Source organism: Pseudomonas sp. FDAARGOS_761, from assembly GCF_013343155.1.
Taxonomy (GTDB): Bacteria; Pseudomonadota; Gammaproteobacteria; order Pseudomonadales; family Pseudomonadaceae; genus Pseudomonas; species Pseudomonas aeruginosa.
Window position 1 is genome coordinate 4,632,321 of record NZ_CP054572.1, and the last position, 16,850, is coordinate 4,649,170.

Annotated in this window: 13 protein-coding genes; 5 read left to right on the forward strand and 8 right to left on the reverse strand. The window is 67.3% G+C overall.

The window, feature by feature from the left end:
* Nucleotides 1-3 precede the first annotated feature (3 nt).
* From feaR to FOC67_RS21575, 4 genes are all read right to left on the reverse strand, one after another.
* Nucleotides 4-954: a transcriptional regulator FeaR gene (gene feaR / locus FOC67_RS21560; protein WP_003093343.1), complete on the reverse strand. Its 951-nt coding sequence runs from the start codon at nucleotides 952-954 to the stop codon at nucleotides 4-6.
* Nucleotides 955-1,114: 160 nt separating this feature from the next.
* Entirely contained in the window at nucleotides 1,115-1,693 is a 579-nt protein-coding gene (locus FOC67_RS21565; protein ID WP_003132379.1) for a DUF3156 family protein, read from the reverse strand.
* Nucleotides 1,668-3,158, reverse strand: a complete 1,491-nt coding sequence (locus FOC67_RS21570) for an APC family permease (protein WP_003093348.1) — start codon at nucleotides 3,156-3,158, stop codon at nucleotides 1,668-1,670. The genes FOC67_RS21565 and FOC67_RS21570 overlap by 26 nt, the downstream gene beginning before the upstream one ends.
* Nucleotides 3,159-3,348: 190 nt before the next feature.
* The gene (locus tag FOC67_RS21575; protein WP_009313342.1) at nucleotides 3,349-4,836 is read right to left on the reverse strand and encodes an aldehyde dehydrogenase; all 1,488 of its coding nucleotides are present in this window, start codon (nucleotides 4,834-4,836) and stop codon (nucleotides 3,349-3,351) included.
* A gap of 228 nt (nucleotides 4,837-5,064) precedes the next feature.
* Between FOC67_RS21575 and FOC67_RS21580 the strand changes: the two genes are divergently transcribed.
* On the forward strand, nucleotides 5,065-5,733 hold the full coding sequence (locus FOC67_RS21580; RefSeq protein WP_003093352.1) for a helix-turn-helix transcriptional regulator: 669 nt from the start codon (nucleotides 5,065-5,067) through the stop codon (nucleotides 5,731-5,733).
* On the opposite strand, the gene FOC67_RS21585 is transcribed toward FOC67_RS21580, so the two are convergent.
* A complete protein-coding gene (locus FOC67_RS21585; RefSeq protein WP_003132375.1) occupies nucleotides 5,730-6,566 on the reverse strand; it encodes a class I SAM-dependent methyltransferase in 837 nt (278 codons plus the stop codon). The genes FOC67_RS21580 and FOC67_RS21585 overlap by 4 nt on opposite strands.
* A gap of 106 nt (nucleotides 6,567-6,672) precedes the next feature.
* Here FOC67_RS21585 and FOC67_RS21590 point away from each other — a divergent pair, with 106 nt between their 5' ends.
* From FOC67_RS21590 to FOC67_RS21605, 4 genes are all read left to right on the forward strand, one after another.
* Nucleotides 6,673-7,047, forward strand: coding sequence for a hypothetical protein (locus FOC67_RS21590; protein ID WP_009313341.1), 375 nt, complete (start codon nucleotides 6,673-6,675; stop codon nucleotides 7,045-7,047).
* Nucleotides 7,044-7,250, forward strand: a complete 207-nt coding sequence (locus FOC67_RS21595; protein WP_003093358.1) for a helix-turn-helix transcriptional regulator — start codon at nucleotides 7,044-7,046, stop codon at nucleotides 7,248-7,250. The genes FOC67_RS21590 and FOC67_RS21595 overlap by 4 nt, the downstream gene beginning before the upstream one ends.
* 210 nt (nucleotides 7,251-7,460) lie before the next feature.
* Nucleotides 7,461-10,436: a non-ribosomal peptide synthetase gene (locus FOC67_RS21600; RefSeq protein ID WP_009313340.1), complete on the forward strand. Its 2,976-nt coding sequence runs from the start codon at nucleotides 7,461-7,463 to the stop codon at nucleotides 10,434-10,436.
* 89 nt (nucleotides 10,437-10,525) lie between these two features.
* The gene (locus tag FOC67_RS21605; RefSeq protein ID WP_003093362.1) at nucleotides 10,526-11,215 is read left to right on the forward strand and encodes an SDR family oxidoreductase; all 690 of its coding nucleotides are present in this window, start codon (nucleotides 10,526-10,528) and stop codon (nucleotides 11,213-11,215) included.
* Nucleotides 11,216-11,229: 14 nt separating this feature from the next.
* On the opposite strand, the gene FOC67_RS21610 is transcribed toward FOC67_RS21605, so the two are convergent.
* The 3 genes from FOC67_RS21610 to FOC67_RS21620 all read right to left on the reverse strand — a co-directional run bounded on the left by FOC67_RS21610 (nucleotide 11,230) and on the right by FOC67_RS21620 (nucleotide 16,820).
* On the reverse strand, nucleotides 11,230-11,874 hold the full coding sequence (locus tag FOC67_RS21610) for a response regulator transcription factor (RefSeq protein WP_003093364.1): 645 nt from the start codon (nucleotides 11,872-11,874) through the stop codon (nucleotides 11,230-11,232).
* Nucleotides 11,875-12,518: 644 nt separating this feature from the next.
* Nucleotides 12,519-13,664: a fimbrial protein gene (locus FOC67_RS21615; RefSeq protein WP_009313339.1), complete on the reverse strand. Its 1,146-nt coding sequence runs from the start codon at nucleotides 13,662-13,664 to the stop codon at nucleotides 12,519-12,521.
* Nucleotides 13,665-13,763: 99 nt separating this feature from the next.
* On the reverse strand, nucleotides 13,764-16,820 hold the full coding sequence (locus FOC67_RS21620) for a GLUG motif-containing protein (protein WP_009313338.1): 3,057 nt from the start codon (nucleotides 16,818-16,820) through the stop codon (nucleotides 13,764-13,766).
* Between the last annotated feature and the right edge of the window lie 30 nt (nucleotides 16,821-16,850).

The following is a 16,850-nucleotide window of genomic DNA, read 5'->3' on the forward strand; positions in this document are numbered from 1 at the left end:
GCGTCAGGCCGGTAGCGCGCCGGCCCGATAGTCCTTGGGCGAAACCTCGAACTGCTTTTTGAACGCCCGGCTGAAATGCGCCGAGTCGCTGAAACCCCACTTGAAGGCGATGGAGGTGATCGATTCGCCGCGCAGCCGTGGGTTGCCGAGGTCGGCGGCGCTGCGGCTGAGGCGCTGGCGGAGAATGTAGCGGCAGACGCTGTCGCCCTGCTCCTCGAACAACCGGTACAACTGGCGCACCGAGATGCGCAGGCGGCCGGCGAGCATGTCCGGACTCAGGCGCGGCTCCTGCAGGGATTGCTCGATCAGACGCTCCGCGTGCCGGCGCAGACTGTAGCCATAGAGCCCGGCCAGCGGTCCCTCCAATTCCTCGCCGGCGTGCTGTAGCGCCGGCCCGAGCAGGGCGATCAGCGCCTCCTGCAACGCCCCGCCCTCGTCCGCCACCGCCCACGGCTGCAGTTCTCCGGCGCACACCTGCTGCACCAGCAGGCCGAGCAGGCGACCGCTGGCGCAGTTCGGCGAGAGTTTGCCGAAGGCCCGCTGGCTGGGCGGCAGGTGCCGGCATACCTGGTCGCGGGAGAGATGGAACGAGGTGTGTTCGATGAGTCCGTGGGGAATGATCTCGCAGCCGCCCGCGGAGTCCATCAGCGCCATTTCCCCTGGCGCCAGCTCTATGCTGTCCCCACCCTGGCGCAGTTGCGCATGGCCGCTGCGCTGGACGACCAGGAAGCAGTGACGGTCGTCGTCATGATCGGCATGGGTGGCCTGGCGGGCGATGCGCCCGGCGTTGGTGCGGATCTGCGCCAGCTCCAGGCCGCCGAGGTCCTGCCGCGAGATATCGCCGATGAACAGCGTCCGGTTCAGCGCGGGCTGCGATTCGAAGCGCCCGCAGACCTGGCGCAACGCCTGGTTCCAGGCTTCGAAGCTGTTGTGTGCGGAAGACAGGGTATGCACCGGGCACCTCCTGACGGCAACGGCCATCGTTATTGTTGTATGGCGCGGCAATTACCGAGCCACGCAGCGCTGCCGATATGATTAACATGTTATCGATATACCCACAAGCTAGCGCAAATGGACCGGCGGATACGCATCCGGGAGAGCCGGCAAGGGCCGTTCAGGCGGGAGAAAGCAGGCGCTGCAATTGGGCGAAGGCGCCCAGCAGGGCCAGGCGCTGCTCGGCGACCAGAGGGATGTAGCGGCGATAGGCGGGGAAGCGGTTGACCACCTCGCACGCCCCCAGGTGTTCCAGGCTCACGGTCCAGCCCCTGTCGTCGCGGCAGAGGCGCAAGCTCCGGAAGTCCAGCGGCATGAGCTGCTCCAGCAAGGCCCGGTCGCCCCCCTGCAAGGCCTCCCGCAACGGCTCGAGCCCGCTCCCGCTGCGCACCTTGCAAAGAATGCCGCGACGCCGCAAGCAACCGGCGTGACGCAGCTCCAGGCTGGCCGGCGGCCCCCCGGGCGCCGCCACGAACAGGCTGAACTCGGTGCTGACGATATGCATGAACAGGTGCGCCTGGACCCGCTCGCGAACCTCGAGGCTCAGCTCTTTCGTACGCAGCAACAGCCTGCCGTCCTGCGCCTCGCCGTCGCACGCAGCCAGGTTGCGCCGCACCAGGGCCAGGGTGGCTCCGGGGCGATAGGCGGCTGGCCGCCAGTCGCGCCAGTGGCGCTCATACCAGCGCGCCCAGGCGGACATGCGCCTTCTCCCGCTGCTGCTGGTCCTCTTCGGCGAATTCCTTCTCCAGCACCTCTTCCACCGCCAGCGGACGGAACGGATTCACCCGCTGTACGCACAGGGTCCAGAACAGGGCGTAGGCGGCCGCCAGGCCGAGCATCAGGGCAAACGGCAGGTAGATGTCGGCGGGGTTCATACCCGGCGGCGTGATGTAGAACATCCCCAGCAGGATTCCGGCGCTGGAGAACAGCTGCGGCAACGGGAACAGCGGCGAGCGGTAGGCGCGCGGCAGGTCCGGGCGACGGATGCGCAGCAGCACCACGGAGAGGGTCACCAGCAGGTAGGCGGTGCCCCAGGCGCAGACCGCCGCCAGGACCAGGTGGATGATCCCTTCGCTGTCGCCGCCCAGCCACCAGGCGTGCAGGCAGGGAATCGCCGCTGCCACGGCGATGCACAGCAATGGTGTCTTGAAGCGCGGGTGCAGGTAGGTGAAGGCCTTCGGCAAGGCGCCATCCAGCGCCATCCCGTAGAGAATCCGCGGCAGGCCGGCCATCAGGGTGTTGATGGTGGCGGCCCCGGCGAACAGCAGGCCCACGCCCAGCCAGATGCGTCCGAACGGTCCCATCACCTGCTCGGCGAATCGCGGGATCGCCATCGGCGTCTCCAGCAGGTGCAGGCCGCCGCCGAGGTCGAGGTTTTCCACCTGCCGGCGCATCGCCGCGCCATAGAGGAACATGCAGCAGGCCACCCCGACCAACCCCAGGGCCATCGCCCGCGGCAGGGTCCGCGAAGCGTGGCGCACCTCCGGCGCCAGCGGCGTGACGAATTCGCAACCGACGAACATGAACATCGCCATGCCCACCAGCGACAGCAGGGTCGGCAGGTCGTCGCCGACCATCGAGGCCCCGAACCAGCCCTGCAACTCCACCGCGGGCAGGCGCAGCAGACCGGCCACGGCGAAGATCATCAGGGTGCTCCACATGCCGAAGGTGAGGATCACTTCGGCGCGACCGAAGGCGGTGATCCCCAGCGCATTCAGCAGGCCGAAGCAGAGCACCATGCCGACGCCCACCAACCAGGCGCCGCCGCCCGGCTCGGTGAGGGTATTCAGCGACTCGAAGTTGACCAGCGCCATGGTGCCGCTGAGCATGGTTTCGGCGGTGCCGGCGAACACATGGACGATCAGGTAGGCCGACAGCGTGCCGGTGATCGCGAAGAAGCGCCCGAGGCCGCACGACAGGTAGTCGTAGACCGAGCCACGGGTCGGCAGCAGGCAGGCGGCCTCGGCGAAGGTGGTGGACTGCGCCAGCATCAGCAGCAGCGCCACCAGCATCGCCACGGCGAAGGTTCCGCCGCCCAGGCCGAAGCCGGTGGTGGCGGTGAGGATCACCGGGCTGGCCATGATCAACCCGACCGAACTGGCCAGGGCGGTGGGGAAACCAACCCGCCCGCGGAGCAGGTGCTGGGTGAGTCTGGAGTTGGACATCGACGTATCCTCGACGGCAGCGTTGCTGTTGTTGTTCTTGCGTCAGGCCCTGCCAGGGCGCGCCAGGCGCCCTGCGGGACGCGCCGGCGTCCCGTACGCTCCGCCGGCAGGCGAAGCGTGTCGAACAAAAGGCTGCCGCGGAGGGCAGCGAAAGAGCCGAACGAATCGGCTCACCCCGATTTCATCGATATCAGTAGGCGATGCACACCGACTTGTTCTCGGTGTACGCCTCGATCGCCGCATGGCCCATCTCGCGACCGATGCCGGACTGCTTGAAGCCGCCGAACGGCATCGACGGGTCGAGCAGGTTGTGGGCGTTCACCCATACCGTGCCGGCCTTGATCCTGGGCACCAGGTCCATGACCTGGCGCAGGTCGTTGGACCAGATGCTCGCACCGAGCCCGTAGATGCTGTCGTTGGCCAGACGCACCGCTTCGTCGAGATCGTCGAAGGGCGTCGCCACCAGCACCGGCCCGAAGATTTCCTCGCGCACCACCTGCATCCCCGGGGTGACGTCGGCAAGGATCGTCGGCTGCACGTAGAACCCCATCTCGCCCTGGCGCGCCCCGCCGCAGACCACGCTGGCGCCCTCGGCCACCCCGCTTTCGATCATCCCCAGCACCCGCTCCTGCTGCCTGGCCGAGACCAGCGGGTTGATCTGCGTGGTCGGATCCAGGCCGGGGCCGATGCTCAGGTCGCCGGCGATGGCCGCCAGGCGCTCCAGCACCTGGTCGAAACGCTTGCGCTGCACATAGAGGCGCGAACCAGCGGTGCAGACCTGCCCCTGGTTGAAGAAGATCGCGCCGGCGGAACCGGCGGCAGCCATGTCCAGGCTGGTGTCATCGAGGATGATCACCGGGGATTTGCCGCCGAGTTCGAGGGAAAAACGCGTCATGTTCTCCACCGCCGCATGCCCGATCAGCTTGCCCACCGGGGTCGAGCCGGTGAACGCCAGCTTGTCGATGCCTGGGTGCGCCGCCAGTGCCGCGCCGGCCTCGGCGCCCGTGCCGGTGACGATGTTCACCACCCCTGGTGGAATCCCCGCCTCCAGGCACAACTGGCCGAGGCGCAGGGCGGTCAGCGGGGTTTCGTCGGCCGGTTTGAGGACTACGGTGCAGCCGCAGGCCAGGGCCGGGACGATCTTCCAGATCGCCATCAGCAAGGGGAAATTCCACGGCACGATGGCTCCGACCACGCCCACCGGCTCCGGCACCGTGTAGGCCCGGTAGCGCGCGCCTGGGACCGCAGCGATCGACAGGTCGAGGCTGCGGCCCTCGATCTTGGTCGCCCAGCCGGCCATGTAGCGGATGAACTCCACCGAGGCGCCGACCTCCAGGGCCCGCGACAGGTTGATCGACTTGCCGTTGTTCAGGGTCTCCAGCTGCGCCAGTTGCTCGCCATGCGCCTCGATCCGTTCCGCCAGTCGCAGCAGCAGGCGCTCGCGATCGGCCGGGCGCTGGCCTGCCCAGTTGCCTTCGAACGCACGCCGCGCGGCGGCGACCGCCCGATCGACGTCTTCGGCGCCGGCGCGGGCCACGCGCGCCAGCTCGGCACCGGTCGCCGGGTCGTACAGCGGCATGTCGGCGCCGGAACGCGCCGGCCCGGACTCGCCGTCGATCAGCAGGCCATGGGGACTGCGCAAGAAGGCGCTGACGGACGGGTCGATGGCAATACTCATGTGTGCTCCTCGGCTTGGCGACGGCGCTGCGTCATGCATGCGCCTACTACCCGGGAATACTCTGGACCCGCCGCTCCCCCGCTCGCTTGCTCCAGCCTGCCGGGTTTCTTGCCGCTGCCTGCCAAGCCAGGCAGAGAGAGACAAGACGGCGCGCCGGGGCATGGACATTCTGCCCGGCAAGCAGGACAGTGGACGTCCCGCCGCCTCGTCCCACGGGAGTCCCGCGCCATGCCTTCGACCCTGTCGCCCGACCTCGGCCCGCGCTGCATGCAGGCCTTCACCCAGGTGGTGCCGGCCAGCCTGTGCGTGTTCTATCGCATCGACGAGGACTGCCGCGCACACGATTTCCAGCTCCTGCGGATGCCGGCCGGCATGCACCGCGACTACCTGCGCCACTACCGCGACTACGATCCGCTGCAGCCGCGCCACTGCCTGGCCAGCGCTTCGCCGGTGGTGCCGCTGCGCCAGGGCATCGCCCGCCAGCCCGCGGAGGACAGCGCGCTGTACCAGGGCTTCCTGCGACGCCACGGGATCTGCGACGTGGTCGAGGTGCTGGCGCATGCGCAGCAGCGTCCGGTGGCGGCCCTGTCGTTGCTGCGCGACGCCCGCCTAGGGGCCTTCTCCGACCAGGAGCTGCGACAGTTGCGCGCCCTGCATGGCCTGATGGAGCTGGCGGCGCAGGCATGCGCCACGCCAACGGCCAGCGCCGAGCGCCTGCAAGGCCTGACACCGAGGGAACGGGAGATCGCCCTGCTGCTGCGCGACGGCGTCAGCAACAAATGCCTGGCTCAGTGCCTCGGACTCGGCCTGCCGACGGTGAAGACCCACCTGCTCAACCTGTTCCGCAAGACCGGCGCGCGCAGCCGCACCGAGCTGGTGAAGCGACTCTTCCTCTAGCCGCGCGCGGCCTGGGGGCTGCGCGCCTCCAGCCAGAAGAGGAACTGCCGCACCGCCAGCGGCTTGCCGCTCTCGTGCAGGCCGCGCAGGCGCTCGCGGTGGCGCCTGAAGGAAAAACCGGGAAATACCCAGGGCAGGTTCAACAGGTACCAGGCCAGGGCGCCGACATCGGCGAAGTGCAACACCTCCCAACCTTCGCCGCCTGCCACCGGCGGCAACTCCGCGGCCTCCAGCTGGGCCCGGGCGAAACCCAGGTTCCAGTGCGGCGCCTCCGGCGTCGGCGCCGGTTCGCCGAGCAACGCATAGAACTCGCGGTTGAAGTCGCCGGCCACCTGCTGGGTGAGGAAACAGCCGCCGGGCGCCAGCACCCGCCGGACCTCCGATGGCAGATAGGACTCGTGGCGGTTGCCGACCAGGTCGAAGGTGCCATCGGCGAACGGCAACGCCCCGCCGCCATCGCCCTCCCGGCCCTGGCGATGGTTGTCCGGCGCGCCCTCCACCTCGACCACGCGGATGCCCAGGGGCTCCAGGCGACCCCGGGCAATCTCCAGGTTGGGCGCCCAGCCCTCGGTAGCCACGGTGAGCGGCGGACGATACGGCAGCCGGCTCAACCATTCGCCGCCGCCGGTGCCCATGTCCAGCAGGCTGGCGGCGGCCCGGCAGCGCTCCAGCATGCGCCCCGGGAAATCCCATGGCGGCGGTTCCAGGCGGATGCGTCCGCCATAGTCGTATTCCCAGCCGCGCATCGGTGTGCGGCCGGCTTCCACCAGCAGCGCGTCGAATTCGTCGCCCGTCGCCATTTCGCCGTTCTCCCAGAGACCGCCCGCTACCATCCCCGAGTCTCCTCGCCAAGGCAAGCCCATGGAGAATGTAAAGCTTGCTTGACAAAGAAGAGCATCCCGGCCAATGTAAAGCCCCCTTTACATGGACGATTCAACCATGACCCACAAACGTTTCTTCCTCGAACTGCTTCTCGCGCTGGTCGCCTATGCCGCTGCCGTTCTGATCAGCGGCCAGTTGCTGGCAGGCACGGAACCGGGCGCCGGCCGGGTCTTCCTCGCCCTGCTGCCGGTGCCACCGATGGTCGCCCTGGCGCTGGTGGTGATCCGTTACCTGCGGCGCCTCGACGAAATGGCCCGGCGCATCCATCTCGAAGCCCTCGCCCTGGCCTTCGTCGGCACCGCCCTGCTCACCTTCGCCTACGGTTTCCTCGAAACCACCGGCTTTCCGAAACTCTCGATGTTCTTCGTCTGGCCCCTGATGGGCGCGTTCTGGGCCATCGGCTGCGTCCTGGGACTGAGGCGCTACGCATGAGGAACCGGGTTCGCGAGTTGCGCGCGGAGCGCGGCTGGTCACAGGCGGAGCTGGCCGGAAAGCTGGAGGTATCGCGGCAGACGGTGAACGCCATCGAAACCGGCCGCTACGACCCAAGCCTGCCCTTGGCCTTCAAGCTCGCCCGGGTGTTCGGACTGGCGATAGAAGCGATCTTCGACGACCGGGAAGGCCAGCTGGACTGAGTCCGGTCCCGCTGCCGAAAATGTCCGGGGCGCCCCCTGGCGACCCCGGCGGCGAGCCCCCCTTACCCTGTACCAAATGGCAGTTGCCGCATTTCCCCTCGGGGCTAGCCTTGGACCAGGCCTATCGCCAGCCTTCCCCCTGGTCCCCGCTCGATACGCTGAAAAACCACGGATAACGTCTTTTCAACCGGCAAGACAGGAGTCTCAGCCATGTCGAAAGATTCTGTTCTTGGCTTATTCAGGCAACACGCAGATACCCATCCCGAACGCCCCGCCCTCGTCGATCGCGAGCGCTCGTTCAGCTACCGCGAACTCGACCGACTCAGCGACCGGCTGGCCGCCCACCTGGCCAGGCGCGGCGTCGCCCGGGGCGAGCGGCTGCCCCTGCTGGCCGAACGCTCGGCCGAACTGGTCATCGCCATCCTGGCGGCCGCCAAGTGCGCAGCGGCCTACGTACCGGTGGACCGTCGGCAACCCGACAGGCGCAAGCAGGAAATCCTCCGCCAGTGCCAGGCCCCCGTGGTCCTCGCCACCCAGGCCGAGGACCTGCCGGGGCAACCGGTGGAGGTCATCGCACAGGTGCTCGCGACGAGCGCGGCGGGTGCCGCGCCGAGGCCGGCGCTCGACGGCAGCGAAGCGCTGTATGTGATCTTCACCTCGGGCACCACCGGCGAACCCAAGGGCGTGGTGATCGAGAGCCGCTCCCTGAGCAACCTCGTGGACTGGCACAACCGGCGCTTCGAGATGGACCAACGGAGCCGCACCACCCTGATGGCCGGCGTCGGCTTCGACGTTTGCCAATGGGAAATCTGGTCCACCCTGTGCGCAGGCGCCTGCCTCCACCTGGTGCCCGACGAGGTGCGCCCGGACCCGGCGGCGCTGCTGGCATTCTTCGCCGAGCAGCGGATCAGCCATGCCTTCGCGCCTACCGTGATAGTCCCTGCGCTGGTGGAGCAACCCGCTCCGCCGTCGCTGGCGCTGCGCTACCTGTTCTGCGCCGGGGAAAAACTGCCGCCGGTCGCAACCGGCGGGCTGCCCTATACCGTGGTGGATTACTACGGCCCGACCGAAGCCACGGTCTTCGCCACCTGCCGCATCGTCGACGCCGAAGCTCATCGGCGGCCCGCCTCGATCGGCACGCCCATCGACGGTTGCGAGGCATTCATTCTCGACGCCGACGACCGGCCTTGCCATGGCGACCGGCCCGGCGAGCTGAACCTGGCGGGCGTCTGCCTGGCGCGCGAATACCTGCGCGACCCGGACATGACCGCCAGGCGCTTCCACTACTCGCAGGCACTGCGGCGTCGGCTCTACCGCACCGGCGACAAGGCCCGCTGGCTGGCCGATGGCAGCCTGCAGTTCCTCGGTCGGCTGGACGACCAGGTGAAGATCCGCGGCCACCGCGTCGAACTCGGCGACGTCGAAGCCGCGCTGCTGCGCCAGCCGGCGATCCATGGCGCGGTGGTGCTGGCGCATGCCGACCCACGCTGCGGTAGCCAGCAATTGAGCGCCTTCGTGGTCCCCCGCCAGCGGGGCGGCGATGCCAGGGCCGTGCTCGCCGCCATCAAGACCGCCCTGCGCCAGGAACTGCCCGACTACATGCTGCCCAGCCGCTATCTGTCGCTGGACAGCCTGCCGACCACGGTCAACGGCAAGATCGACCGCCAGGCCCTGCGTCGACGCCTGGAGGAACAATGCCAGGAACGACTCGACGAGCAACGCTTCGGCACCCCCGGCGAACTGCAAGTGGCCCTGGCCTGGCAGGAAGTGCTGGGGCATACCGACTTCGGCCTGGACGACAGCTTCTTCGAGGTCGGCGGCCATTCCCTGCTGGCCGCCGCCCTGGTGCGCGAACTGAGCCGACGCTTCGGCAACCGTGCCTACATCCACGACATCTACCGCACCCCGAGCGTACGCCAACTGGCGGCCAGCCTGGCGCAGCGCGCCGGCGAAGCGCCGCCGGCGCTGGACAGCGAACCGGCCCAGGAGCTGCAACGGGACGTGCGCCTGCCCGCCGACGTGGATTTCAGTCGGCCCATGGACGCCGCCCAGTTGCTCGCGCCACGGCACATCCTGCTCACCGGCGCCAGCGGGCTGATGGGCGCCCACCTGCTCGCCGAGCTGCTGGCCAGCCGCGAGGCCGACCTGCATTGTCCGGTCCGTGCGCAAAACGACGCCCACGCCCTCGAACGCCTGCGCCAGGCCGCCCGGCAGCACCGCATCGAACTCGCCGAGTCGGACTGGCGACGGGTCAGGGCCTACGCCGCCGACCTCGCCGAACCAGGCTTCGGACTACCGGCGGAAACCTATCGCGAGCTGGCCGGCAGCGTCGACCAGGTCTTCCATTCCGCCAGCGCGGTGAACTTCATCCAGCCGTACAGCTACATGAAGCGCGACAACGTCGAGGGGCTCGGCCAGGTCCTGCGCTTCTGCGCCAGCGGCCGCTGCAAGCCGCTGATGCTGCTGTCGAGCATCTCGGTGTACAGCTGGGGCCACCTGCATACCGGCAAGCGCCTGATGCGCGAGGACGACGACATCGACCAGAACCTGCCGGCGGTGGTCACCGACATGGGCTACGTGCGCAGCAAATGGGTGATGGAAAAGATCGCCGACCTCGCCGCTGAACGCGGCCTGCCGCTGATGACCTTCCGCCTCGGCTACGCCACCTGCCACAGCCGTACCGGCGCCTACGCCGACTACCAGTGGTGGAGCCGGCTGGCGCGGACCTGCCTGGAGTACCGGGCCGTGCCGCTCCTGCGCGAGCTGCGCGAGGGCCTGACCACGGTGGACTACATGGTAGAGGCGATCAGCGTCATCGCCCGCCAGCCTTCGGCGCTGGGCAAGAAATTCAACCTGGTGCCGAGCATTCCGCGCTGCCTGACCCTGGACGAGTTCTTCGGCCGTCTCGGGCGACGCGCCGGGCGTCCCCTTCGGCAGATGCCGTTCGACGACTGGGTAAGTCTCTGGGAAGACAATCGCGACGCCCCGCTCTATCCCCTGCTGAGTATGTTCCGCGACAACATGTACGCCGGCCGCAGCACCGTCGAGTTGTACCAGGATACCTATCTCTGGGACTGCACCAACGTCGAGGAACACCTGCGCGGGAGCGCCGTGCGCGAGCCGGAGTTCGACGACCGCCTGCTCGACCTGTACCTCGCCGGCCTGGGCGGCAGCGCCATGCGGTAAGGTCGAGGCCGCCGCGGCCGGTCGCCGCGGCGGTTACCGCAGCGGGACGCGCTTGGGTATCCTGTCCGCTTTATCGCCCGGAGAACCTCATGCACAACGTTCTGATCGTCGGCGCCTCGCGCGGCATCGGCCTGGGACTGGCGGATGCCTTCCTGCAACGCGGCGCACAGGTATTCGCCGTCGCCCGGCGACCGCAAGGCTCTCCCGGGCTGCAGGCACTGGCGGAGCGAGCCGGGGAGCGCTTGCAAGCGGTGACCGGCGACCTCAACCAACGCGACTGCGCCGAACGCATCGGCGAGGCGCTGGGCGAGCGGCGGATCGATCGCCTGATCGTCAACGCCGGCATCTACGGCCCGCAGCAACAGGATGTGGCGGAAATCGACGCCGAGCAGACCGCCCAGCTGTTCCTGACCAACGCCATCGCGCCGCTGCGCCTGGCCAGGGCACTGTCCGGGCGGGTTAGCCGGGGTGGCGTGGTGGCGTTCATGAGTTCGCAGATGGCCAGCCTGGCGCTGGGCCTGTCGGCCACAATGCCGCTCTACGGCGCCAGCAAGGCGGCGCTGAACAGCCTGGTACGCAGCTGGGAGGGCGAGTTCGAGGAGTTGCCGTTCAGCCTGTTGCTCCTGCATCCCGGCTGGGTGCGTACCGAAATGGGCGGCGACAGCGCGCCGCTGAGCGTCGAGGAAAGCGCCGCCGGACTGGTCGCGGCGGTGGAGGATGCCGCGGGCGTGAATGCCTGTCGCTTCGTCGATTATCGGAACCAGCCGCTGCCCTGGTGAAGCGGGCCGATCCGTCAGGGCATCCGGCAATAGCCCTCGGCCGCATACCTGATGAGGTCGGCATCGCGCTTGATGCCGAGCTTCTTCATGGCACTGACCTTCTGCGTACTGATGGTCTGCACGCTGCGATGCGAGCGCTCGGCGATTTCGGTGATGGTCAGTCCGGAGCCGAACAGACGGACGATTTCCGCCTCCCGGGGCGTCAGCCGTTCGTTGTGCGAGGAAAGCACCTGGTTGACGAAGATGTCCCTGATCGACGGCGAGAAATACTGGTTTCGCGAATAGGCCGCGCTCACCGCCGCCAGCAGGTGACTGGTCGAGTCGGACTTGCTGAGGATGCAATTGATACCCTGCTTGAGAATGGCCCGGATAAGACCCGGATTGTTCAGCATGGTAAAGACGACCAATTGCAGATGCGGATAACGTCGTCGCAGCAATGACAACAATGCCAGTCCATCGCCATATTTCCCGCCCGGCATCGTATAGTCGACGATAACGACATCGCAGTCGCCTTCGTCGAGCCGGCCGATCAACTCGGTAGAATTGGAAACTTGACCGAGCATCTCCAAAGAACCGCACTGACTCAGTTCGTAGGAAATACCCAGCGAAATGGCGGGATGATCATCCGCAACCATTACGCGAATGCGATGTAGGGACATCCTTGCGTCTCCTTAAGCGGTACACGGCAGGCGAAAGCGTTACCAGGAAACCTGTGGTCTCGGTCATGCCTGCCGCAGGCAGGCGGCCGCCGCTCGGCCGGCAAGGAGGAAAGCGCGGTCCGGAATCCGCCGACGCCACTGCCCCGGTTCAAAGTGAACATGTGTATTTTCTAGTGAAACCGACGATATTTAATATAGTAAAACTACTATTTTTTCGCCTCGCAAACTAACAACAAAGACACTTGAAACAGCCCCCGAAAAACGTATACGCAGACACTTATGAAAAACGATGAAATACGAAACGGACAAGCCAGAGCAGCAAAAAATTTGAAAAAAGAGTTCCGTGACAAGCTGAAACTATCGCCTGGAAAATAGCGTTCTTTTATTTGCGCGAAATCCTACCGAGGAAACTTGCATATCCCTCAGAAAGCCTTCGCCCATACGCAATATCGGTATTCCGCGTGCGGGAATGGCATGTGCGCACGAGACCCAGGACGAGCAGCGGAGCGATATGCAGAGCGCCTTCGGCGATCTGCAACCACTGGAGGTGAGGGGCCGAGCCTTCGCAAGGGCTGGCGCGAAAGCGGCCGACGGCGCTTCCCGAGGCGGGGCGGGAAACGCCGGGGAAAGAACGGCGGCGCCGCTCAGGGGAAGGTAAACGTGAACTCGGCGGCGCCGTCGGCGACCCCGGCCTTCAATTCGCCCTCCGCGCCGATACGGATGTAGGCGGCACTCAGCGGGAGGTCGGCGCTGTCGCCGACACGCCGCATCGGGTAGGGCGTGCCGTCGAAACGTATCCGCTGCTGGTCCAGGCCGTTCTTCACGACGATGCCGAACCCCGCCGCGCCGCCGCTCTTCAAGCTGAGGATCGTCGGGTCCGCTTGCTGCGCCGAGACATACTTGTCGCGGAAAGCGATTTCCGGCTTGGCCAGCGCCGCACACTCGCTGAGAGAAATATCGAAGGAACGCTCCGTGGAGGTGTCGTTGACCCGCGGGAAGTTCTTCAACGCGACGCTACCCAGTTTGACGTTGATTTCCCGTCCCACCTCGACCTTGCATTTCTTCGGGATCGGCGGCTGCGGGGGACCGCCGCCGATCCCGATGGAGGCCGGGCCGATCAGCGAATAGGGCTTTCGGCAAACCCCGGTGGGGTAGTTGTCCGCAGGCACCGCCAGGACGCTGCCGATGGACGCTTCGCCCTTCAGCCTGTCCACCGCCCAGAGATTCAGGGTGGCGCTGCCGGATACGCTGGTTACCTTCAGGTCGCCGGCAGGCAACTCGCCGGGGTCGACCGTCAGGACCAGTTCCTGTAGGTAGTCGCTGGTCGTGCTTCCGGAAAAGCTCGTGACTCGCTTGTCCAGCGCATGGGGCTGGTTGTCGACCGGAATCACCCGCTTGACGCCGTCCTGGGCATCCACCGAGATCCGATAGCCGATGCCTTTGACGTCGGACGCCACCGTGCCGTAGGGCCCCGGATAGCCCACCCCGGACCAGTTCCCCCCGATGACCAGCTCATGCGCCTCCTGGGAAGCCTGGGGCTTGTAGTTCAGGAACAGGCTCACCGGCCTGGCGAACAGCACCGTGCCTTTCGCCGTGCCGCTGGTCAGCTCGTTCACCACACGCCAGGGCAAGCCTTTGCCATTGTCGAACGAGCAGTTCAGGGCGACCTCGTTCAGGGCCCAGGCCTGGCCGCCGGTCAGGCAGCAGAGGCCGAGAACGAGCGCCTGCCGAGCCTGCGCGCCAGGCCGGCGGCGCAGGGAAACGCGGCCGGGAAATAACCTCATGCTCATGGAACTCTCCAAGATTGCGCCTGCGGAAGAGGGCCACACTCCAGGCGAGAGCGGCCCCGGCCGGCAGGGGAGGTCCGCCAGGGACCTCCCCTGCCGGCCTTACCAGATGTTGCCGTAGTCGATACCGGCAGGCGGCAGGAGCGCCGCCTCGCCGATCACGTAGTTGCCGCCCAGGACCCCATGGTTCTCGCCGACCTGCGCACCGTAGATCTGGCCGTAATGGGACTGAGGCTTGAAGTCGATCTTGCCGCTGACGCCGGAGTACTCGATCGATCCCAGGTTGACGCCGGCCAGCCCGCCCATGGAGACGTAGTAGTCGCCACTGACGGTGCCTTCCGACATGGACGAAACGATGCGTCCCTGGATCTGGTTCTCGCCGACCAGGCCGCCGATGCGGCTGCGCCCGCTGCCGTTGACGGTACTGCTGCTGCGCGCCGACAGGATCGAACCGGCGTTGCTGCCGACCAGGCCGCCAACCGACGCACTCGCAGCGGCGCTGACCCTGCCGCTGGCATCCACGTTGACCAGTTCGCCGCCGTTGTGGCCGACGAGCCCGCCCACCAGACTGTTGAACCCGCCGCTCACGTCGCCGCGCGAGATCGCATGGGCGACGGAACCGCCGAGGTTGTATCCAATCAGCCCGCCGACGCGACTGTTGCTGCCGCCGCTGACCTTGCCCGTCGCCTCGGCGGTCTCGATGGCGCTCTGGCTATTGTTGCCGACCAGCCCGCCCAGATCCGCGCCGCCCTGGTCCGTGACGCTGCCGCTGGCTTTCAGGTTTCCGAGCATGCCGTTGCCTTCTGCCTTGCCGATCAGCCCGCCGGTCGCCAGGCCGCCCTTGCTGTACACCGACCCGCTCGCCTGCGAGCGGAATATCTCGCCGCCGGAACTCAGGCCGACCAGCCCGCCGGTATTCCCCGCGCCGCCGGCCTCCACCTGGCCGCTGGCGCTACTATCGGAGACGTGGCCGAACATGTTGTAGCCGACCAGGCCGCCGACGTTCAGGCCGGGCCGGTAGGTCTCGACCTTCCCCTGGCTGCCGGACGCCCTGATCGTGGCCTTCGCATTCAGTCCGACCAGGCCGCCGACGCCGCCCAGGCTGTTGCGCTCGGTGGACTGTGCAGCCACATGGACGTTGCTGTGGGCGTTCTCGATGACCGCCTCCGGCCCCCAGGCGGTGGTGAAGTTCTCCCCCACCAGACCTCCGACCGCCGTGCTCGCCGCATAAGCGGTGACGCCGCCGCTGACGGATGCGTTCGTGATCTGCCCGTTGATATTGCGCCCGACCAGGCCGCCCAGTGCGTTGGAGCGCAGTCGGCTGCCGACGACCGAGACCCCGCTGGCGCTGACGTTGGCGATACGCCCGCTGTTGATCCCGACCAGGGCGCCGAGCGAAGACGGACCGGAGCCGTAGGTGTTATCGGATACCCGCAGGTTGTTCAGTTTCAGGTTGCTCAGGGTGCCCGAGGAGCGGGCGAACAGCCCGACATTCGGCCCGGTGTTGCTGATCGAGAGATTGCCGATGCTGTTGCCGAGACCGTCCAGGGTGCCGCTGAAGACGCCGGCGGGCCCGCCGATGGACTGCAGTGCCGTGCAGTAATAGCTGCCGCCCAGGATATTGCCGCCGAGCACGTACAGGCCGTCCAGGTTCTTGTTGATCGCCTGCAACTGCGCCAGGTTCTGCACCACCGTGTAGTAATAGCCGCCGGAGACGTAGGTCGCGTTGGCCCCGGCCAGGGAGACCGACGCCGTGCCGTTCACCCGGTGGCCTTCGCCGGCATCCATGGCCAGCGCGCTGCCAGCCCCGCCGAGAACGATCTTGTCATTGATATCGATAGCGCCTTCGGCCTTCAGCTCCAGCCCAGCCTTGGCGCCACTGGCATTCAGCCTGCCATTCAGCGTCAGGTCGGCCGCGGAGCCCAGCCCCAGCCGGTTGCCCGATGCCCAGCTCACCGAGCCGTCGAGGTCCAGGTCGCCCTTGGTCGAAACCAGTTCGATATTGGTGCTCGCCAGGTTCCGCGACAGGGTGTCGGCATGAACGGTGACGCCATCCGACACCGCCGATGGGCGCACGTCGATCTTGTCGGCGGCAATCTTCCAGGTGCCGTTGAGGCCATTGCTGGCGAGCGTGTTCACCTGGGTGCCCAGGGCCACCTCCACCGCCTGCCCCCGGACCTCGACCGTGCCGCCGTGCCCCGGTCCGTTCAGCGCATTGGCGGACAAGGCGCCTCCCACCATGACCTTGCCGTCCGGGCCGCCATCGAGCACGATCCGCCCGTTCTTGCCGCGCAGCGAACGGGCCTCGATGGCACCCTGGGAGTTCACCACCGTGTTGAGCAGCGCATTGGCGGTCCTGGCCGCCATCAGGACTCGCCCCCCGTCGGCCTTGAGCAGGCCGCCGTTGCTTGCCAGCGCATTGGCGACCCCGGCGTCGACGCGGATGTCGAGCAGCTTGTTGCCGTCGAAATTCAGCGTCAGGTCGCTGCCCGCGCCGAGCCCGACACCGCCCATCTGCGCCAGGACCGTCCCGCGGTTGTCGACCTGCGCGCCCAGCAGGGCGATGCTGCCGCCTTCCGCCGCGGTGATGGCGCCTCCCTGGTTGAGGACACCGTTGGTAGAGGGACCCGTGAAACGGTATCTGGAGGAGTTGCCGTTGAACTCGGCATCCGTGATGTCCAGCGTGGAAGCCACCAGGCCGCCGACATTGACCTGGGCGCCGCGACCGAAGAGCACGCCGTTGGGGTTGACCAGGAAGACCTGGCCGTTGGCATCGATCCGGCCCTGGATATCGCTGGCCTTGGTGCCGATCACCCGATTCAGGGCAATCGAGCTACTGCTCGGCTGGTTGAAGATCACCCGCTCGCCGGCGGCAACGCTGAAGGAGTCCCAGTTGGCGATCAGCTTGTCGACCTTCTGGTTGACCGACAGGCTGTTGCCGCCCGACAGGTGTATCTCCCCGTTCGCGCTCCCGCCGACCACCGTTCCCCCGCTTGGCAGCGCATAGGCCGGAGCCAGGGCCGTGGCGCCCAGCAGGGCCAGGGCGGAGGCGATCGCCGCCTTGGCGCCGGCGGGCTTGCCGCGCCTGCGACTGCCTTCGCTGACGACGTTCCAGCAGCCCTGGGATACGTTCCAGACCAGTGCATAGCATTTGTTCATGTGCTTCCTTCCTCCAGTGAAACCCCGCGA

Coding starts and splice junctions, on each gene's coding strand:
- FOC67_RS21585 (WP_003132375.1), bottom strand. CDS start 6,566: ATGGTAGCGGGCGGTCTCTGGGAGAACGGCGAAATGGCGACGGGCGAC.
- FOC67_RS21595 (WP_003093358.1), top strand. CDS start 7,044: ATGAGGAACCGGGTTCGCGAGTTGCGCGCGGAGCGCGGCTGGTCACAG.
- FOC67_RS21605 (WP_003093362.1), top strand. CDS start 10,526: ATGCACAACGTTCTGATCGTCGGCGCCTCGCGCGGCATCGGCCTGGGA.
- FOC67_RS21575 (WP_009313342.1), bottom strand. CDS start 4,836: ATGAGTATTGCCATCGACCCGTCCGTCAGCGCCTTCTTGCGCAGTCCC.
- FOC67_RS21580 (WP_003093352.1), top strand. CDS start 5,065: ATGCCTTCGACCCTGTCGCCCGACCTCGGCCCGCGCTGCATGCAGGCC.
- FOC67_RS21620 (WP_009313338.1), bottom strand. CDS start 16,820: ATGAACAAATGCTATGCACTGGTCTGGAACGTATCCCAGGGCTGCTGG.
- FOC67_RS21615 (WP_009313339.1), bottom strand. CDS start 13,664: ATGAGCATGAGGTTATTTCCCGGCCGCGTTTCCCTGCGCCGCCGGCCT.
- FOC67_RS21565 (WP_003132379.1), bottom strand. CDS start 1,693: ATGTCCGCCTGGGCGCGCTGGTATGAGCGCCACTGGCGCGACTGGCGG.
- FOC67_RS21600 (WP_009313340.1), top strand. CDS start 7,461: ATGTCGAAAGATTCTGTTCTTGGCTTATTCAGGCAACACGCAGATACC.
- FOC67_RS21570 (WP_003093348.1), bottom strand. CDS start 3,158: ATGTCCAACTCCAGACTCACCCAGCACCTGCTCCGCGGGCGGGTTGGT.
- FOC67_RS21610 (WP_003093364.1), bottom strand. CDS start 11,874: ATGTCCCTACATCGCATTCGCGTAATGGTTGCGGATGATCATCCCGCC.
- FOC67_RS21590 (WP_009313341.1), top strand. CDS start 6,673: ATGACCCACAAACGTTTCTTCCTCGAACTGCTTCTCGCGCTGGTCGCC.